This is a genomic window from Candidatus Aeolococcus gillhamiae (assembly GCF_016464765.1).
GTDB lineage: Bacteria > Chloroflexota > Dormibacteria > Aeolococcales > Aeolococcaceae > Aeolococcus > Aeolococcus gillhamiae.
On the sequence record NZ_JAEKNS010000125.1, the window covers coordinates 1 to 18,142 of the forward strand.

17 protein-coding genes and 1 pseudogene are annotated in these 18,142 nt (G+C 68.0%); 7 read left to right on the top strand and 11 right to left on the bottom strand.

Annotated features, from left to right (window positions below):
* The 5 genes and pseudogenes from JF886_RS12185 to JF886_RS12205 all read right to left on the bottom strand — a co-directional run.
* A pseudogene (locus JF886_RS12185) lies at nt 1-291 on the bottom strand (phosphohydrolase); the annotation flags it as partial.
* 91 nt (nt 292-382) lie between these two features.
* Entirely contained in the window at nt 383-3,046 is a 2,664-nt protein-coding gene (locus JF886_RS12190) for an ABC transporter permease (RefSeq protein ID WP_337312832.1), read from the bottom strand.
* The gene (locus JF886_RS12195) at nt 3,046-3,696 is read right to left on the bottom strand and encodes an ABC transporter ATP-binding protein (protein ID WP_337312834.1); all 651 of its coding nucleotides are present in this window, start codon (nt 3,694-3,696) and stop codon (nt 3,046-3,048) included. The genes JF886_RS12190 and JF886_RS12195 overlap by 1 nt, the downstream gene beginning before the upstream one ends.
* Entirely contained in the window at nt 3,693-4,358 is a 666-nt protein-coding gene (locus JF886_RS12200; RefSeq protein ID WP_337312836.1) for an ABC transporter ATP-binding protein, read from the bottom strand. The genes JF886_RS12195 and JF886_RS12200 overlap by 4 nt, the downstream gene beginning before the upstream one ends.
* Nucleotides 4,355-4,960, bottom strand: a complete 606-nt coding sequence (locus JF886_RS12205; RefSeq protein ID WP_337312838.1) for a hypothetical protein — start codon at nt 4,958-4,960, stop codon at nt 4,355-4,357. The genes JF886_RS12200 and JF886_RS12205 overlap by 4 nt, the downstream gene beginning before the upstream one ends.
* 128 nt (nt 4,961-5,088) lie before the next feature.
* Between JF886_RS12205 and JF886_RS12210 the strand changes: the two genes are divergently transcribed.
* Nucleotides 5,089-5,259, top strand: a complete 171-nt coding sequence (locus JF886_RS12210; RefSeq protein WP_337312840.1) for a hypothetical protein — start codon at nt 5,089-5,091, stop codon at nt 5,257-5,259.
* A 6-nt stretch (nt 5,260-5,265) separates the two neighbouring features.
* On the opposite strand, the gene JF886_RS12215 is transcribed toward JF886_RS12210, so the two are convergent.
* Nucleotides 5,266-5,757 carry a GNAT family N-acetyltransferase gene (locus tag JF886_RS12215; protein WP_337312842.1) on the bottom strand — a complete coding sequence of 164 codons (492 nt, stop codon included), beginning with the start codon at nt 5,755-5,757 and terminating at the stop codon, nt 5,266-5,268.
* Between the two features lie 96 nt (nt 5,758-5,853).
* Between JF886_RS12215 and JF886_RS12220 the strand changes: the two genes are divergently transcribed.
* Entirely contained in the window at nt 5,854-6,663 is an 810-nt protein-coding gene (locus JF886_RS12220) for a hypothetical protein (protein ID WP_337312843.1), read from the top strand.
* Nucleotides 6,664-6,680: 17 nt separating this feature from the next.
* On the top strand, nt 6,681-8,057 hold the full coding sequence (locus JF886_RS12225) for an NAD(P)/FAD-dependent oxidoreductase (RefSeq protein WP_337312845.1): 1,377 nt from the start codon (nt 6,681-6,683) through the stop codon (nt 8,055-8,057).
* Here JF886_RS12225 and JF886_RS12230 read toward each other — a convergent pair.
* The 3 genes from JF886_RS12230 to JF886_RS12240 form a co-directional block, all read right to left on the bottom strand.
* The gene (locus JF886_RS12230) at nt 8,031-8,684 is read right to left on the bottom strand and encodes a DUF2867 domain-containing protein (protein ID WP_337312847.1); all 654 of its coding nucleotides are present in this window, start codon (nt 8,682-8,684) and stop codon (nt 8,031-8,033) included. The two genes, JF886_RS12225 and JF886_RS12230, sit on opposite strands and share 27 nt — an antisense overlap.
* Nucleotides 8,681-9,220, bottom strand: a complete 540-nt coding sequence (locus tag JF886_RS12235; protein WP_337312848.1) for a GbsR/MarR family transcriptional regulator — start codon at nt 9,218-9,220, stop codon at nt 8,681-8,683. The genes JF886_RS12230 and JF886_RS12235 overlap by 4 nt, the downstream gene beginning before the upstream one ends.
* Before the next feature lie 339 nt (nt 9,221-9,559).
* Entirely contained in the window at nt 9,560-11,539 is a 1,980-nt protein-coding gene (locus JF886_RS12240; RefSeq protein ID WP_337312850.1) for a spermine/spermidine synthase domain-containing protein, read from the bottom strand.
* Between the two features lie 344 nt (nt 11,540-11,883).
* On the opposite strand from JF886_RS12240, the gene JF886_RS12245 reads away from it, so the two are divergent.
* From JF886_RS12245 to JF886_RS12255, 3 genes are all read left to right on the top strand, one after another.
* Complete coding sequence (locus JF886_RS12245) at nt 11,884-12,582, top strand: hypothetical protein (protein ID WP_337312851.1); 699 nt, start codon at nt 11,884-11,886, stop codon at nt 12,580-12,582.
* Between the two features lie 688 nt (nt 12,583-13,270).
* Nucleotides 13,271-14,251: a 3-oxoacyl-[acyl-carrier-protein] synthase III C-terminal domain-containing protein gene (locus tag JF886_RS12250; protein WP_337312853.1), complete on the top strand. Its 981-nt coding sequence runs from the start codon at nt 13,271-13,273 to the stop codon at nt 14,249-14,251.
* Between the two features lie 38 nt (nt 14,252-14,289).
* On the top strand, nt 14,290-14,865 hold the full coding sequence (locus JF886_RS12255; RefSeq protein ID WP_337312855.1) for an isoprenylcysteine carboxylmethyltransferase family protein: 576 nt from the start codon (nt 14,290-14,292) through the stop codon (nt 14,863-14,865).
* Here JF886_RS12255 and JF886_RS12260 read toward each other — a convergent pair.
* Complete coding sequence (locus tag JF886_RS12260; protein ID WP_337312857.1) at nt 14,808-15,989, bottom strand: NAD(P)/FAD-dependent oxidoreductase; 1,182 nt, start codon at nt 15,987-15,989, stop codon at nt 14,808-14,810. The two genes, JF886_RS12255 and JF886_RS12260, sit on opposite strands and share 58 nt — an antisense overlap.
* Nucleotides 15,990-16,235: 246 nt before the next feature.
* Here JF886_RS12260 and JF886_RS12265 point away from each other — a divergent pair, with 246 nt between their 5' ends.
* Entirely contained in the window at nt 16,236-17,363 is a 1,128-nt protein-coding gene (locus JF886_RS12265) for a ScyD/ScyE family protein (protein ID WP_337312859.1), read from the top strand.
* 538 nt (nt 17,364-17,901) lie between these two features.
* Here the strand turns inward: JF886_RS12265 and JF886_RS12270 are convergent.
* Nucleotides 17,902-18,142 (bottom strand): type II toxin-antitoxin system RelE family toxin (locus JF886_RS12270; protein WP_337312861.1); only part of this gene is annotated, 241 nt, incomplete at its 5' end.

The window sequence follows — 18,142 nt, forward strand, 5'->3', positions numbered from 1 at the left end:
GTAGCTGCAGAGCGTGTCACCGATGTCGTGGAGCAGCGCACAGGCGACGTACTCGTCGTCGCGATTGGCCCGCGCCGCGCGCGTCGCCGTCTGCACGGAATGCTCGAGCCGGCTGACGGCGAAGCCGCCGTGGTCGTCACTGAGGAGGCGCAGGTGATCGACGACGCGGTCGGCCAGGCGCGAGCCATGGTCGAGGAAGTGTGCCGATATGGCTTGCCAGTCCTCGGCGGTGCCCTCGGTCATGGCGTGGAAGCCGGCGCGGCGGGTCAACGGTTCGGCCAGGTCGGTCATCAGGTTCCCCCACACGCGGCAATGCGTGGCGGCTCGGCCGCTGGCCATCAGGATACGAGGTGAGCCGGGCATCGGGCGCCGCGCCGCAGGGTCAGAAGTCGCGCAGCGCGGACAGCGGAGCCCGACGCAGCACCCTCGAGCCGACCACCACCACGAGGATCACCGCCAGCAGGGACGTGGCGAGCGTGGCCGCGAGGTAGCCCCACGGCACCGCCAGCGCAGCCGGCGGAGGGTCGAACACACCGGTCAGCACGCTGACCAGCATGTGCGAGAGCAGCCATCCCCAAAACAGTCCCGCCACCAGGCCCACCGTGACGACGAAACCCGCCTCCGACCAGACGAAGGCGCGCAGTTGCCCTGGGCGTGCTCCGAGCGCCGCGGCAAGCACGTAGGTCCGGCGCCGTTCCGCAAGGCTCAAGGACAGCAGCAGCCCGGTGGCGCCGATGGCCAGGACGATCGCGAATCCCAGCTCGACCCTGGTGAGACCGGTGAGGTCGACGGCGGTGAGGCTCGACCCCACCACCTGCCGTGTGGAGACAATGTCCTGGACGTTGGGGCCCGGTCCGATGGCCTGGCGCACGCGGCCGGCGACGTCAGGCGGCGACGCATCGCCCGTGTCGATGAGCAGTGTGTTCGCGGACAGGTCGGCAGTGGCCTGGGCCACGTACTCGAGGTTGGCGATCAGGAAGCTGTCCCGTGGTGCGGTGGGGAACTCGCTGACGATCCCGACGTAGTGAAAGATGACGGGGACCAGCCCGCCGCCGCCGCTCCTGGGCAGTCGCAGGGTGACCCGATCGCCGGTTGACAGCTGAAAGTCCTTGACGGTTTCCGCGCTGATCAGGAGCCCGTCCCGTTGGGCGGCCAGCCTGGCCATCACCTGCGTGGCTGTCCCTCCCTGGAAGTAGGCATCCTGGAGGCGGCCAACCGCGGTGATCGTCGACGCGCGCACGCCAAACATGTCCTGCAGGTCCGCGCCGACGTACGCAAATCGATGGATCATGGGCTCGACGCCGTGGACACCACGAACTGACGCAACCTGGTCGGTCACGGCTGCTGGTAGATTGGTCCCGGGCGGTGCGGTGACGGTGACGTCGGCGCCATTGGTGAGACGCGCGTCGACCTGCGCCTGCTGCGCGTACGTCGAATTGAAGACCGCGGTCGAAGCGGCGAACGCCGCGGCGAGCCCGACCAGGACGGCCGCCTGGGCGAGTCGCCGGCGCTCGCGCCCCATCGATGACACGACGGTGCGCGCCAGCGGGCCGGCGATTGGCCGGATGATGCCTGCGATGGGTCGGCGCAGCCGCTGCAGCATCCCGGCGGCCGCCCGCCACGTCAGCAGCGCCGAGCCGACCCACAAGCACGCCGGCCCTGCAAACGCCAGGTAGTTGACGCTGATGCTCGGCACCCCCTCCGGCGCGAGCACGAGGGTGTACCCCTTCTGCGTTGCCGAAACATAGGTGATCGCCGCGAGACCCAGGAGAACCAGCGCGAGCCCCAGCCCGACCCGTGCCCGGGCGCTGCCGCGGCGGAAGGTCATGCGGGCACCGCTGACGGTCAGACGCCTGGCGTCACGCCATGCCGGCACGGCAACCACGAGAAGCGCGATGACGATACCGGCGGCTGCGGCGAGCCCTGTCCAGAATGCCGCAGTACGGGCATCGGCACCGAAGCTCGCCGAGCCGAAGAAGAGCAGGCCGAGCAGCAGCGCGGCGCCGACTCCCACCACGGCGCCGACGATTCCGGCGATGGCCGCTTCGGAGATCCCGAACGTGACCAGCGTCGATATCGAGGCACCGCGGCTCCGCAACAACGCCTGGTCGCGACGTCGCCGATCGACACCTGCGGTGCCAACGGCGGCGGTGAGCAGGCCGGCGATGACCGCGCCGGGAAGACCGAGGAACAGGAAGATGACTGTCGCGTACGCCGCGTCGGAACGGGCCGCGTCCAGAGCGGCGCCCATGTTGTCAGCGACCAGCCCGGCACCGGCCAGTCGCACCTCGAGGTTTCGCGCACCCGCGGCGACCTGCTCGAATGCCGACTCCGGGGAGCTCGGAAGGTTCCGATCGTGATGCGCATGAACCTGCTGGTGGAACGAGCCGGGCGCCGTCGCCTGCAGCGGATCGAAGATGACATGCCACTGGGCCAGGGGCACGAGGACGACGTTGTCGGGTGGCGCCGAGGGCTGTGCGCCCCTGGGCGCCCCGACCTTTTGAAACAGCGAGCTCGCCTGGGGTAGGTCCACAACGCCGGCAACGGTCACCGTGGCCGCGGCCATCCCCGGCCGTCCGATCCCCACCTGGTCGCCGGGATGGACGCGGAGCGTCGCCGCCGTCTGCTGGGCGAGCAGAACGCCGGTCGCCGAGCCGACCAGCGGCCGGATCTCTCCGGGGAACGTGGACGCATAGCCGTTGGGAAGGCCGACCACGACGCCGGCGCCCGTGGTCTGCGTGGTCGTCCCGGTTGTTGCGGTCAAGCCGCTGGTGTCTCCGTACCCGACAGGCAGCGCACCCATCAGCCCGGGTTGCGACCGCACGGCGGCAAGAACAGATCCCGCATCGGCACCGCGCTGCACCTCGATCTGCCAGTCGACCGCGACCGTGGCGACAGCTCGCGTGGTCATGGTCGCCTGCGAGGCAGCCAGGAAGCTCCCGATGGATGCGAGCAGGGCCACCGCAACGGCGATGCCCAGGGCCGTTCCCATCGTGCGGCCGAAACGGTGACGAAGAAGACCACGCATCCACAGCAGCCACACCATCAGTCCACACCATGGAGACGGCCGTCGGCCATTGACCACTTCGTGCTGTAGCGCTCGGCAACTCGTCGGTCGTGGGTGGTGAGCACCAGGGTTGCACCAACAGCTGAGACCGCATCGTCGAGGACGTCCAGCATCTTCGCGGCCGTGGGGTGGTCGAGCTGGCCGGTCGGTTCGTCGGCAAAGACCAGCCGCGGTGCCCCGGCGAGAACGCGGGCGACGGCGACGCGCTGCGCCTGGCCGCCGGACAGTTCCTCGGGCATCTTGCCGGCAAGGTCCTCGATCCCCAGCGAGGCGAGGGCGGCGGCGGCGGCTGCTGCTGCGGAACCCTCGTCCGCGCCGTCGAGTAGCAGGGGAAGAGCGACGTTCTCGATGACGGTCAGCGGCGGAAGCAGGCTCGGCCCCTGGAAGATGGTGGCGACGGCGCGGGGTCGAAGCTGCTCGCGCGCCCCAACCCCGGGCCATTCGATGCTTCCTGACGAGGGAGTTTCCAAGCCGGCGAGGAGGTGCAGCAGGGTGGACTTTCCCGAACCCGACGGGCCGGTGATCACGATTCTCTGACCGGACGACACCTGGCACGAGATACCGTCGACGGCGACGAGCGCGCCGTAGGTGCGGCTAACCCTGTTGGTGCGCACCAGGATGTCACTCACGCGACGAGCTGGCCGTCGACGAGCTGGACTGTCCGGTCCGCGATCGCGGCCACCGCCTCGCTGTGGGTGACCAGAACCACGGCGACGCCACCGCCGGCCCGTTGGCAGATCAGCCCGAGGATCGACGCCTCGGTGACGGAATCGACCTCGCCGGTCGGCTCATCGGCAAGGAGGACGCGCGGCTCATTGGCGAGTGCGACCGCCAAACCCGCGCGGCACAGCTCGCCGCCCGACAGCTGCGAGGGGTGAGCGGAGGCACGCTGCTGCAGGCCGAGCTCGGCGAGCAGGGAACGAGCCCGCTTGCTGTCGGTCTTGCCCGCGAAGCGCTGGGCCAGCTCGATGTTGCCGAGGACGGAGAGATGCTCGATGAGATTGCCGGACTGGTACAGCAGGCCGATGTCGCGGAGCCGCATCGGGGTGCGCTCGTGCTCGGGGCGTCGCGACAGCCGGCGTCCGCCGACCGAAACCGTGCCGCCGTCAGGGTCATCCATTCCCGACAGGCAGGCCAGCAGAGTGGACTTCCCCGAACCGGACGGACCGACGATGGCGACGATCTCGCCCGCATCGACGCTGAGGGAGACACCACGCAGGGCAAGGGTTTCGTCGTCACCGGCGTGGTAGAAGCGGTACAGCCGTTCCGCGCGGAGGACGGGCTCCGTCACTGCCACCTCAACGAGTTGGTGACCGTCAGCCAGGGGTCGACGTTGTCCGAGCCGGCGGGCGCGGCGAGGGTGACGATCAACTCGGTACCGTTGTGCCAGAACTCGTACCGCTCCATATCGAGACGTCCGGTCTTGCCGGTGACCGGGTCGGGCTGCGAGTCCGCCTGGAACTTGACGAGGACGGCGGGTCCCGCGTTGCGCGACACGCTGCTGATCTGACCAATGGTCGTGTTGGCGAAGCTCTGCCTGATCGCTGGCACGTCGGTGCTCTGCGCCGACGCGAGCGTGGGTGCGCTCGGGCTCTTGACGCTCTCGATGCGGATGCTGTTGAAGTGGAAGGTGAATACGATCGCAGAGCTGGTGTCTGCGCGCGCGAAGCCCTCGGGAATCCTGATCACGTAGCCAGCCGTCGCAGGCGTGAAGGTTGGGTAGGCGACGGTGTCGGGGATGTCGCCCGGTGGCAGTGTTTCCGTGCCGGCGCTCGCGGAGGCGGCGGGATTGTTGGCCGCTCCGGTCGACGTCGGTGCCGGGGTGGCGTCGGAACCACACGCAACCAACAGCCCCGCAAAAGCCACGCTGGCGCCGAGCAATCCTCTCTGCATGACGGTCGAGTGTACAGAGGGAAACGCTTCACGCCGCCTCGGGAAATGCGCAGGCGAGCGTTTTCTAAAATGCCCCGCCACGGTTTCTAAAATGCGCGCACCAACACATCAGCGTTGAGGACCCAATGATGAGCACAACGCCGCCGCCTCCCGGACCACCACTCACCCCCAACGAGCCGCGCGGCGGAGACCCGACCAACCCGATCACGTGGGTCATCATCGGCGGAGCGAGGCGGTCCGAACAATCAGGGACCGCGACTGCGTCGTGGAGCGGCACGATCAGGGTGGTGGCCCAGTAGCCCGACTCAGAAGACGTCGACGCGCCAGTGGTTGCAGCGCAGCGTGTGGCCGGCGAACTCGACCTCGCATTCGCCAACGTCGGCGAAGCCGTTCTTCGCGCAGACGCGATTCGAGGGAGCATTGGTGACACCGGGAAACGCATGGACGTCGCCAAATTTCCGCTCCTTGCGTGCCCTCTCCAGAATCGCTCCCACAGCTTCGCTGGCGATGCCCCTGCCCTGGAACTCCGGCAGCACCATCCAACCCATCTCGTAGATCGGCTCGGCGTCGAAGGACGAGGCAAAGATCGTCACCCAGCCCGCAGGGAACGTCGAATCGTCCGGGATCACCTTGAACGGCCAGCACTCCCCTGCGGCGGCGGAGATGAGCGCTCTGGCATGCGCCCGGGCGATGTCCTCCTCTGGGCGTGGGCCACCCAGCTCGGCCATCACCGAAGGATCGGTCTCCAGCCGCACCCGGAGCTCGAGGTCGCCCTCGCTCATCATCTCGATCCTCACGAGCGCGTTTCTCCTCACCCGGGGGTGTCGATGGTGCACAGGCGTCCCACGACGGTACCCTTAGGACGGCAGATCCCGCCGCAATGAGGACAGCAGATGGCCAATCCGCCCATTCGCGAGCTCGCCGAGATCGTCCAGCTCCAGAAGGGGCGCCACCGGCGGCCGGACGACGGGGTGTGCGCGATGGAGCTGGTGGCGTGGATGTCCGGGGAGAGGCACAGCGATCATCCGCAGTCGGTCTCGCCCATCATCGCCGCGTTCACGCGATCGTTCAACGATTCACTCGACGCTGAGCCCCGGCAGCGATTGGGCGCGCTCACCGCGCGGATGATCGGCACGCGCGGCACCCGCTGGGAGGAGGCGGAGCGCTGCCAGGTTCTCTGGGACTGGATGATCACCACGGCGGTGCCCGCATGGCTGGCAGCGGCGCAGCGCCCGGACCTCGCCGCGGCGGTGGCCAGCGATCGAGCCGCCGCTCTCGATTCCGTGATCGTGGCGCTCGATGCATACGGGCATGCGCCGGTCCGGCGCGTCGACGACCATCGCATCAGCTCGATGGTGAGCGACTCCCTCGGCGCGTCCGGGGTCACCGGGGCCTGCCTGGCGGGACGCGACGCTGCCGACGACGCCAGCGGCTCCCGCGCCCGCCGGCGCTGGGAGAGCGCCCGCGTCGTCGTCCGCGCGGCCGCCTGGTTTGTGGCGGAGCTCGAGGCTGCCGGCGACGAGCACATCCCCACACCACTCGCACGAACGATCGATGGGCTGCGCGAGAGCGCGTTCGCGATGCTGGAACGCCTCATCGGCGCAGATGAGAGCGACCTGGCACCGCCCCCGTACCCGGTGCCCACGGCTGCGACCACCTACGTCTGGTCGCCGGACGCTGCGCGCGGGGTCGTGAACGTCTAAGCACGGCGCGTCATGAAGTGACCTCGACAGCCGGCGTCGACCGGTCCCTGAGCGCATCGCGGCCACGGGTGTTCTGGCTCGACAGCGACCGGCGTCCCTCGCCACACCCGCCCCTGTCGAGCGACGCGTCGACCGACCTCGCTGTCGTCGGCGGTGGATATTCCGGGTTGTGGACCGCGCTGCTCGCCAAAGAACGCGATCCCCATCGCGATGTCCTTCTCCTGGAGGGGGAACGGATTGGCTGGGCGGCCACTGGGCGCAATGGCGGATTCTGCTCAGCGAGCCTCACGCACGGTGCCGAAAATGGGCGACGTCGCTTTCCCGACGAGTTCGAGACGCTGGAGCGACTCGGACGTCAGAACCTCGACGAGATCGAGACGTCGATCCGAGGCTACGGGATCGACTGCGACTACCGTCGCAGCGGCAGCATCTCTGTCGCGACCGAACCGCACCATGTCGGCTGGCTGCACGACGAGCCCGGAGAGTTCCTCGACCAATCGGCGGTGCGTGCTGAGGTCAACTCACCGACCTACCTCGCGGGCTCGTGGGAGCGTGACACCGCGCTGGTGAACCCCGCAGCGCTTGCCTGGGGGCTGGCTGAGGCCGCCATGAATGCCGGCGTGCGCATCGCCGAGCACACACCGGTGTTGGCGGTCAGACGCGCAGGAGCCGGTGTGCATCTGCAAACCCCGGGGGGAGTGGTGCGCGCCGCCACGGTCGCGCTCGGGACCAATGCGTTTCCCAGCCCGGTCCGGCGGCTCCGGCTGTTCACCGTGCCCGTGTACGACTACGTGCTCGTGACCGAACCGCTGTCGGCGGAACAGTTGGCAGCGATCCGCTGGAGCAACGGCGCCGGCCTCAACGACGTCACCAACCAGTTCCACTACTACCGGATGACCGCCGACCATCGCATCCTCTGGGGCGGGTACGACGCCATCTATCACTTCGGGCGCAAGGTGAGACCCGTGTACGACCAGCGGCCGGACACCTTCCGCACGCTCGCGCACCACTTCTTCCACACCTTCCCCCAGCTGGAGGGGATCCGCTTCAGCCATCGCTGGGGCGGCGCCATCGACACGTGCACCCGTTTCTTCGCCTTCTACGGCACTGCGCTCGGGGGTCGCGTCAGCTATGCCCTGGGGTACACCGGGCTCGGAGTCGGAGCCAGCAGGTTCGCTGCCAACGTCATGCTCGATCTCCTGTCCGGAGAGGCCACGGAACGAACCCGGCTGCGCATGGTTCGCGAGAAGCCTCTGCCGTTCCCACCGGAACCGCTCGCGTTTGCCGGGATCCAGGCGACACGCTGGTCGCTCGCACGTGCCGACCGCAACGCCGGACGCCGCAACCTGTGGTTGCGTGCGCTGGACTCACTTGGCCTGGGATTCGACTCGTGAAAGGCCATGCTGCGCAGCGTGCCCCGAGTGTGTTGGTCCGGCACGACGAGCCTGCCACGCATTTTCGATCTGCCGCATCAGCGCCGGGTAGACGATGAGGTATCGGAAGGGGCCGATCAGCGCCATGTACATGTCGCCGAGCCAGCCTCGAGGCTTGACGTACACAGCCATCTGCCCGCGGTAGCGGCCGTTGCCCTGGTGCACCCAGGCCAGGTGCAGCACGCCGTGCACGGTTGCGTTCGACACTTCAGCGGCGGCCTCCGTGTTGGTGCGATAGAGCGGCACGAAGCCGGGTACGCCGAGCTTCAGTCCCCTCGCGGTGGCACGCAGGTCCTCGGGCACGCGCGTCGTCAGCGAGGTCTCGACGCGGCCCGGCACCGGAAATTTCCGGTGGGGGTCATCCCAGCCAAACAATGCCCCGACGCGAAAGCGCAGCCAGAAGAGCGCTCGACTGGCTGTCGAGCCGGCGCCGGTGGGATCCAGATCGGCCATGACCTCCAGCAAGGTCGGGAAATCGTTCGCTCGGCCGCGCACCGGCAGTGCCCAGACGTCGAGGAGTTGGAAGTCGGGCGCAATCCGGCTGATGACCCAGGGATGCTCCTGCTGAACGGCGTTCGGGAGCCTCATCGCGCGCGTCGCGCGCCGCGGTGGCGAGGTGCTGCCGTCTCGCGCATGGGGTCCGACGTGGTCGCCTCGCCGTGGCTCAGCGCCTCGAGCATGGTGTCGACCGCGATGAAGTAGGCGCGTAGCGCTGCCAGGCGCTCGCGCACGAACGCGTCGCGGCCCGCTCCCGGCCTGGACGTGAGCGCGCGTTCGGTCTCGTCGGTGGACGCGAGCACTTGACGCAGGTTCCACCGGAACCGTCGTTCGACGATCTCCTGCATGACGCGCCAGAAGTCTGTCGCCGCCACATAGTGGTCGCGTCGTGAGCCGACGATCCGAACCTGCCTGACCAGATGCCACTCGAGAAGCCCTCGAATCTGCACCGACACGTTGCTCTTGCTCTGCTGCAGCTCGTCGGTGATGTCGTCAAGCGACAGGGGCTGGTCCTTGAGGTAGAGCAGGCCGAAGATGCGGCCCTGGAGCTGCGTCAGGATCCCGGATGTGGCTGACGAGGCGCCCATTCCCTCGACGAAGATCCCGGTGACCCGATCCATGGTCATGCTGACACTTGGCGGGCGCGCTGGATTGCTGAGCCACACGCGACCCGCTCGAGCATCAGCGGGACCACCCGTCGGTGGGCGATGAGCAGCACACGTCCGGCGTAGCGCGCGGACGTGCGGGGAAGCGCAGGTAGGTGCTCATCGTCAACGGCGCAGTCTCAGACGGCGCCTGGATCACCATGCGCAGGCGCAGCGCCGCGAGCGTGGGTACCGGGCCGCGCCTTCCTGCCTGGTCATTCTCCATATTCTGAACGTTCACAACTATCTGTGTCAACCTTGGAAGACGCCCGCGACAAGACGCTTACGGCGCGCGCTCTCTCGCACGTTGGACGGGCTACCTCAGGCGCCCCGGCGAAGCAGCCCGGGACTAGTCAGCAAGGACAGGCCGTAGAGCGCGGCGACGATGATCAGCAGAGCGCGGTAGCCGGTCAGCAGCGACACGTACTCGAGAATGCCGCCGACCATTGCTCCCAACAGGTTGGCCCCGAAGGCGGTGACAGACGCGGCCACATCCTTGAACCGTTGGGCGAAGACGAGGTTGGCGATGAGGATCGGCGCGAACGCCAGGAGCACGGCGCAGACGAAGCGGGGAACGAGGTCGAGGCGGAGCAGGCTGTCCGGCGGCACCAACCAGGCAATCGCGAGGCAGAGGAGGAGAGCCGCATACAGCAGCAGTGGCTTACGCAACCTCCAGCGCCGGGTTATCTCGATCGCCACCAGCACGGCTACAAGCACGCCGATGAAGACGAGGGCGTTGACAAACCAGGTGGTGCCGAACAGCAACGCGAACTGCACGACGCTCTTGGTCTCGAGAAGGAGGAAGGCGGCGCCCATGAAGAACAGGTCGGTGAACTGACCCATGGGTCGCAGCGGCCCTCCGCTGAGGCGAACGAAAACGACTGCGGCCGCGGCGATCAGCAGGAGCGTCCACACGTAGAGCGATGGCAGGCTGGGGGTCTCGAGGTACAGGAACGGGTAGTCGTCGGTCGCCGCGGCGGGAATGAAGGCGCCGGGCGCAGGGCTCCACGTCGCCTGGCAGGTCAGCGTTCCCGCGGTGGCGCTATCGGTCATCACCACCGAGGTGAGGCCGTAGTGGCGCAGGCACGGTGTGGTCCCGTAGACCTGCTGCAGCGTGCCGGCGAGGCGGTCGACCAGCCAGGCTTCGCGGTACGTGTTGTACATCGAGAACGAGCCGCCCGCACGGAGATGCTGCCTGGCGGTCTGCATCGCCTCGGTGGTGAAGAGGTAGCTCTCCAGACGCAGGGACGCCTGCCCGGAGACCAGCGTCAGGCTGTCGGGGAGAGCGAAGACGATGAGGTCGTACGTCGCCGCGGAATGCTCGAGGAACTCCCGACCATCGGTGATGTGGGCCGTGACTCGTGGATCCTGGTACGGCTGGTTGGGATGGTGTTCGACGCCGATCTGATAGAGCCGCGGATCGATCTCGACGGCGTCGACATGCTTGGCGCCGTGAGCGAGGGCGACGGCGACGTCGTTGCCATTGCCGGCACCGACGATGAGCACGCTGTCGAGCGGGTTGTGCGGACCCGCGTCCTGGTAGGGCCACTGACGCGCGCCGTGGACCTGGTTCGGGTCGTGCAACATGTCGCCGGTCCCCTGGTGGGGAATCCCGTTGACGTAGATGGTGATGTTGGTCGCCGACGTCCGGACCTGGGTGATCTTGTAATACGGCGACCAGCTGAAGCGTGGTGTGAACGTCTCCGCCCCCAGGAAGACGAGCATCGCGGTCAGGGCGGCGCCCTGCAGCAGCCAGCGTCTGTTCGCCTGCAGCAGGGCGACGAGAAGCGTGACGACGGCGCCCCACGCGAGTGGCGGTGCCCAGGCGAACGACAGCGCCGAGAAGGCGACGATGCCGGCAAGGCTGCCGAGGATGTCGAGGCGATAGGCTTCGAGCGGGTCGTACAACTGGAACGACCGACCCACGCCCTCTCCGATGCAGGCCATCACCACAGCCGTGGCGAGGAAGATGACCGGCAGGATGAGCCAGGCGGGTGCGCCCGACGTCGCACTGCCACCCCCGAAGAAGATGAGCTGGTCGGCCGAGCGCTGCACCGTCACCGGGAAGACGTTGACCAGGACCACGAGCGCACCGAGCGCGACAGGGGCGAGGCGCGAGAGATCGCGCCGCGAGCGCGAGCGCAGGAACCCCGCGCCGATGCCCAGAAAGCTGCCCAGCAGTACGAAGTTCGAGAAGAACGCGAGGTAGACGACGTTGGAACCGAGCCAGCGAATCAGCGCCAGCTCGGTGAAGAGCATCAACGCGCTGTACAGCACAAGGCGCATGCGTCCGGTGATCACAACGTCCCCTACTCGATCCGGCTTCGGACGGTCGGCCCCGCCGCGCATCGACGAACTCCGGCCGGGCGCAGAATAGCGTCGCGCTTGCGTGGAGGCGGGACGGTCCTTGACTTTCGGACCTCGTGAGTCAGAACCTCCTCATGGTGTTGTTCGTGAGAGGGCTTCGAGCATTCGCGCTCGGGACTGTGTTGGTGGGCATTGGCGCGTGTGGTTCGTCCACCACCGACTCGGCACAGACTCCTCCTCCCACGCTCACTCCTAGTCCTCCCACGTCCAGCTTCACCCTGACTGGCGACGTTTCGCTGACGGGAAGTCCGCTCACCAGCCTCACCGTCGCGTGTTTCGTGCCTAGCTTCAACGGCAAGCTGATCGCGGTGAACGGGCAGGTGGGACAAAGGGCCGATGCACCGTACGTCACCATCACGATTGACTCGAGCAAGGTAACCGTCGGCGAGGCAGCGGGTAGCGGCCCCACCTACAGCTCCCGTTCCTTCAGTGGGGCGGGTGTCAGCGGGTTCGACCCTGCCAGAGGGGCACGGGTCACCGGACCTCTGACCGAGAACGCATCCAGCGTTGCGAAGGGGACTTTGGGCGCCGTCACCGCGATCACCGGCTCGGTGTCGTGCGGAAATCAAGTGCCTGGGACAACCAACATCAAGATCTCCGGAAGTACCCCTGAGGGCACTGTCGGAGACTTCACGACCACTCGCGTTGCGTGCGTCACGACCAAGTATGGACAAAGTGTCCAGGTTGCCACTCTCACCACCATCGGCGGCCAGCCAGCGTTGGTGTCCGTCTTCATTCTGAAGTACATCAATGATCCGAGTGTCGCGAACGCACCCGCCTTCACCATGAGCCAGACGCTCCAGAACGCTCCCGGCCACTTCTATACCCGGGTTCCAGGCAGCGGGACATTCTCGGTGACCGATACGGGTGGCCACATCGACGGTGACGTCATCGAACAGGTGGCAGCAGGAGCCACGCCGCACACGCTGCACATCACTGGCGACGCCACGTGCGGGAGCAGGAGCACGTTCAAGTAGCGGCAACAGTCTCCGTCAAGAGCACTTGGTCTGCGGTCGCATCCGCAACGGGTTGTGCGGATTGGCGCCGGGCCCCGGCAGGGCCAGCGGCGAGCTCCGCCTTCAGCCCACCGCTCTCTTGAGGAGCGCGCCGATCCTTTTCTCTTCGGCCCGCGTCACTTCGCGAGCACCGCGCGTTCGTCGTCCGCCTTGGTCCAGGCCGCCTTCAGCTCTTTGACGCGCCCCTCATCGCGGCTCGCTCCGCGGCCGTGAATCCCTCGGACGCCTTGCCACTCGCGGCCGTGGTGCGCTTGGCGGACTTCTTCGGGTCATTCATGGCATGTCTCCTGTCGGCGTGATCTGCTGGGAACACCCCAAAAGTCTAGGAAGCCGCCACGGCGGCCGACGTCTTCAAAACGGCTCCATCTACGTCACCGCTCCCGGCTGATCAAATCCCTGCTCCCCGCGCAGAGCCTGTACGGGGAGAGAGCCTCAGCGGGCGAGGGGTCGGCTCGGGCAACTGCGAGCAGTCGCTCGCAACGGCGGGCCCGCCACGCTTCGACCTGTTATGAAAGGTGATGTGACCAGCACGCTGCCGACTCTCCGCAGTTCGGGCCTGCCCGCCAGGTCGCCCGCCTTTGGCGCCCCTGTCCGGCTTGCTGGACTGGGCACGGCCACGCCGCCGTTCCGGGCAAGCCGCCAGGAGGTGGTGACAGTGCTGCCCCGCATCTGGCCCCATCTGGCGAGGCGGACCGCGCTGCTCGTCGATCCCCTCGACAACGGTTATCGCCACCTGCTGCGAAAACCCGCAGAGATGCTCGAAGGGTTATCGCTCGGCGAGCAGACCGCCCGGTACGTCGACGCTGCACCTCGCCTCGCCGCTGCGGCGGCGGAACGGGCCATTGCGGCCGCGGGCGACCGGCGGGAGACCATCGGGTTGCTGGTGGTCGCGTCCTGCACCGGCTTCATCCTTCCCGGGCTCGACGCTCATCTTCTCCCGATGCTAGGGCTCCGTTCCGATGTCTGGCGGCTGCCAGTGATGCAATTGGGTTGTGCCGGCGGCGCCGGAGGCCTCGCCCGCGCCGCCGACTGGGCCCGTGCGCATCCGCGCGAGCAGGCCCTGGTCATCGCGGTCGAGTTGCCCTCGCTCACCTTTCGTCCGGGGGACCGTTCCCTCGACAACCTCTTGAGCGCGCTTGTGTTCGGCGATGGCGCGGGCGCGGTCGTGCTTGAGGCGGATGGCCATCGTCAGTCGAAAGGTGTGCATGTCACCGAGGTCCGCAGTGTGCTGATCCCAGACAGCGTCAATGCGTTGGGCTACGACCTCGCAGACGACGGGTTTCGCGTGATCCTGTCGCGCCAGCTCCCCGCTGTGCTGGCTGGAGCGCTTCCCGAGCTCGTGGACGATTTCTGCGGCAGCGGCGTGATTTCCACTCTCGACGCCGTGGCCCTGCACCCCGGTGGTAGCGCGCTGGTCGACGCTGTGGCGGGGTGCCTGGGGCTGCGTGACGAGCAGCTCGCTGCGACCCGGTCGGTGCTGCGCAGCACGGGCAACACGTCGTCGGCAGCCATCTTCTTCGTCCTCGAGGAGCTTGCCGCATCGCTGCCGTCACGGTCTGGGCGGGGGCTCATCCTCGGATTGGGTCCCGGCCTCACGGTTGAGCTCCTCGGAATCGCGTGGGACTACTGACACCGCGAAGACGTACAGCGCTCGTTGCGCTGCTCGCTGTGCAGCGCCTCGCGGAGGTTCGACTGTCGGCTCGTAACCGACTGCGCACCGGGGACGGTGTGCCCTCGTCACCAAGCACCTACCCGGCCATGGTCGCCGCTCACGTCGCTCTCTTCGTCACCGCTCTCTGGCCGCGGCGTCCTGGCAACGTCCCTGCGCCTGTCGAGGGCGGCGCCCTTGCGGGATTGGCTGCTGCGGTGTGCCTGCGGCTGAGTGTGATTCACACGCTCGGCGAGAGCTGGAACGTCACCGCCCACGTGTCACCGACGACGCGGGTGATCACGTCGGGTCCATACCGCTGGCTTCGTCACCCGAACTACACGGCGGTCGCGCTCGAGTTTGTGTGTCTCCCGGTCGCGGTAGGGGCCATCCGGGAGGCGGTGTGGCTGTCCTTCGCCGACGCCATGGTGCTTTGGCCGCGCATCCGTGCAGAGGAGGCGCTGCTCGACCGCCTCCCCGGCTACCGTGAGGCCTTCTACGGTGTGCCGCGGTTCGTCCCAAGACGCGGCCGGCGCAGTCAAAAGCCGCAGAGCGACAGCCAGTCCCTGGGAGTGAGTTTTCCGAAACCCCAGTAGCCGCAGTTGATGCCCAACAGCGCTCCAAGCGCGTGGGGCCGATCGACCGCCCGCGCGACGGCGCGTCGGCTCAGCCGCGGATGTCGCGCCATCATCAACGCAAGAGCAGTGACGCGACTGGGGTTGCGCCAGATTTCTGCGTGGTCGCGGCGGTAGCGCACCTCAGCCGATTTACGGTCGACCTCGCCGGACAGGAGGGCGGCGACATGTCCGCCGAGTCGCTGACCAAGAAGCAGGCCGATGCCGATGCCCTCGCCCGTGGTGGGGTCTCCATAGCCTGCCGCGTCCCCGACGAGGAACATCCCGTCTGCGGCGACCGTACGGGCGCGCTGCCGAAATTGTCCGGCGGCCAGAGTGCCACCGACGAGTTCGGCGCCGCGCAGCGCGGGGACTGCTGCACGAGCTGCCGCCTGGTAGTTTCGCGCCGTGACGCCGATGCGTGCCCGACCTGCCAGTGTCGACACAAGGAGGAGATCGGAACCCACTGGACACTGGTACCACTCCTCGCGATCACCAAAGCTCACCGCGATCCGGTCGAGGGCACGGACATCGAGCTTCCAGTGCCCTGCCATGCCGTAGCGACCCTCACCGGATGTCGCGACGGCCCAGCCCGCCGCTGCCCGCATCGGTGAGTGCAGCCCGTCGGCCGCTATCACCGCCTTCGCCCAAACGGGTCCCTCCTCGGTGCTCACGCCGGTGATCCGTCCGGACGCGCCGCGAAGCACACCGCTGGCGCGTACACCTTCGCGAAGGGTGAGGCGGGGCTCGCGTCGCAGGGCCTCGATGAGGATGGTGTCGAACACTGTTCGCCGCACCCCCAAGCCCCACCCCTCGCCCCCGTCGATGGGCATCGGAAACGGCGCGTACGCGGTTGGTGTGCCGTCCCCGTGGGTGTAACTGACGCCGCGAATCCGGGGCGTGCCCGTGGCCAACACCGCGTCAAGCAGGCCCAGCCGGCGGAGGACGGCGACGCCTGACGGCATCAGTCCTTCGCCGCACGCCTTGTCCCGGGGGAAATGAGCCCGGTCAAGCACTGTCACGTGATGCCCAGCTCGGCTGAGGACGAGGGCGGTGGCGGCACCACTCGGACCTGCTCCGATCACGACGGCACCCGCCTGACTCACGTCAGCATCATCTCTAGAACCAGCGAATCAGAGGAGACGCACCCTGATTCGAACTACCAAACGACGCGGACGCGTCACAATGAGCTGGCGCACCGCCGAATGAGCGCGGCCTCGCGTAGGCCCCGGACAACTCACCGCCGCGTTCCTGGTCCCGCGAGGAGAGCTGGCCCCGCGCCATACTACGCACGCGGCGCGGCCAGGACCCTGGTTTCCGCCAGGCTGTCGGCGCCCGGGGGAGGAGCACGCGTGTTTGACAACCGCATCGTGCGCCGGGTAACGCAGGTCGGGCTGGCCGTCGCGCTGGCATCGTCCCTCTCTGGCGTGACCGGCTACGCATCGTCGGCCGGCACCGCCACGGTGCGCGTGGTGGCGCAGGGATTGAACAACCCCCGCGGCCTGGCCTTTGGCCCGAATGGGCAGCTGTATGTGGCGGAGGCGGGCACCGGTGGCTCGTCGTGCGTCGCCGGCCCGCGCGGTCAGGACTGTTTCGGCAGAACCGGCTCGATCAGCCGCCTGGTGGACGGCCACGTCCACCGCATGGTCACCGGCTTGGTCTCGGTCGCCTCCCCTGGCGGCCAGGGCGCGACCGGCCCGGATGGCCTGTCGCAGCGTCCCGACGGTGGTCTGTACACGATCATGACCGCGTCGCCGCAGCAGCTCCCGCCCGGACTCCCAGCAGGGCTGACTGAAGCGCTCGCCGCCCAACTCGGGCAGCTGATCAGGGTGAACACCAACGGGGATTACACTGCCATCGCCGGCGTCGGTGCCCACGACTTTGCCTGGGCGAAACGCCACATCGCCCTCGTTCCCCAGCAGTTCCCTGACGCCAACCCCTACGGGGTGCTGGCGCTCGACAACACGATCTACGTGGTCGACGCCGCGTCCAATACCCTCGACAGGGTTGGCCCTGACGGGACGGTGAGGGTGCTGGCGTTCTTCCCCAATCCTCCGGTCAGTGACGCCGTGCCGACCTGCCTGGCTCGCGGCGAGGACGGTGCTCTGTACGTCGGCGAGCTCACCGGCGGTGGCAACGCCCTCGGGGCGGCCGTGGTCTGGCGGGTCGTGCCCGGCCACAAGCCGGTGGTGTGGCAGTCTGGCTTCAACGCCATCACCGGCTGCGGCTTCGGCGCCGACGGGAGTTTCTATGTGACCGAATTCCAGACCGGAGGACTGGGAGCAGCCAGCCCTGCCGGTGATGTCGTTCGGATCGCCGAGAACGGCACCCGGCACGTGCTGGGTGCGGGGCAGCTGTTCCTCCCCAACGGCTTCCTGGCCGGCCCGGATGGCTCCATCTACGTCTCGAACTGGTCCGTGATGCCGGGCACCTCCACGCAGGGCAGCCCGACGGGCCAGGTGGTGCGCATCTCCGCGTAACCCGTTTGAGAAAGCCGGCACTGAGCGCGGCCGGACTGCGGCCCACACGCCGGGACGGGCTCCCGCAAGGGAACTCCGCCCCGGCGTGCGCGGGCGACCTCTGCACCCCGGCGATAGGCCGCGTCCATCTCCGGACCGCTTCGCGCCCGGAAGCTCTTGTGCTGAGAGCTTCGACATGGTGGCCGACGGTTTCTCGGTGATGTGCAGTCGCCGTCCCATCTGTCGATTCGACAGGCCGAGACAGATCAGACCGAGAACCTCGACCTCGCGATCGCTGAGGCCGGCCGGATGCTCGCGGCGTCGATGGCCGGCGGCGGCTCACCGAGCGCTATGGCAACCTCAGCTGCATTGATTTTGTGCGGTGCGAAATGGTCGCAGCGAATTCAAGTTGGGCCAGCGCAATTGGCTGGGGAGAGAGGATTCGAACCTCGTATACCGCCCGCAGCGGTGTAGCGGCGAGGTGCAGGGCGTGAGCGAAGCGGGCGTCACTTATCGCTGACCGGTCAGCGAATTCGCCGAGCCAGACCCCGCTGGGATGTCAGGGCTTGTAAGCCGACCCGCGAGGTCGCACGGCGAGAATGACAATGAGGCGCTGCTCGCCGTCCAAGCGGTAGATCACCCGCCAATCACAGACGCGCAAGCGCCACTCGCCGGAGCGGCCGCCGGGCGGCTTCACGTCCCCGGTGGGAAGGCGATCGACGGCCGCCTCGATTCGGCGCCGGTCCACCCGACCCAACTGCCGCAGCACCTTGACTGCCGGCGGTAGAACGACGATCTGC

Coding starts and splice junctions, on each gene's coding strand:
- JF886_RS12220 (WP_337312843.1), top strand. CDS start 5,854: ATGGCCAATCCGCCCATTCGCGAGCTCGCCGAGATCGTCCAGCTCCAG.
- JF886_RS12230 (WP_337312847.1), bottom strand. CDS start 8,684: ATGAGGCTCCCGAACGCCGTTCAGCAGGAGCATCCCTGGGTCATCAGC.
- JF886_RS12190 (WP_337312832.1), bottom strand. CDS start 3,046: ATGGTGTGGCTGCTGTGGATGCGTGGTCTTCTTCGTCACCGTTTCGGC.
- JF886_RS12210 (WP_337312840.1), top strand. CDS start 5,089: ATGAGCACAACGCCGCCGCCTCCCGGACCACCACTCACCCCCAACGAG.
- JF886_RS12205 (WP_337312838.1), bottom strand. CDS start 4,960: ATGCAGAGAGGATTGCTCGGCGCCAGCGTGGCTTTTGCGGGGCTGTTG.
- JF886_RS12235 (WP_337312848.1), bottom strand. CDS start 9,220: ATGACCATGGATCGGGTCACCGGGATCTTCGTCGAGGGAATGGGCGCC.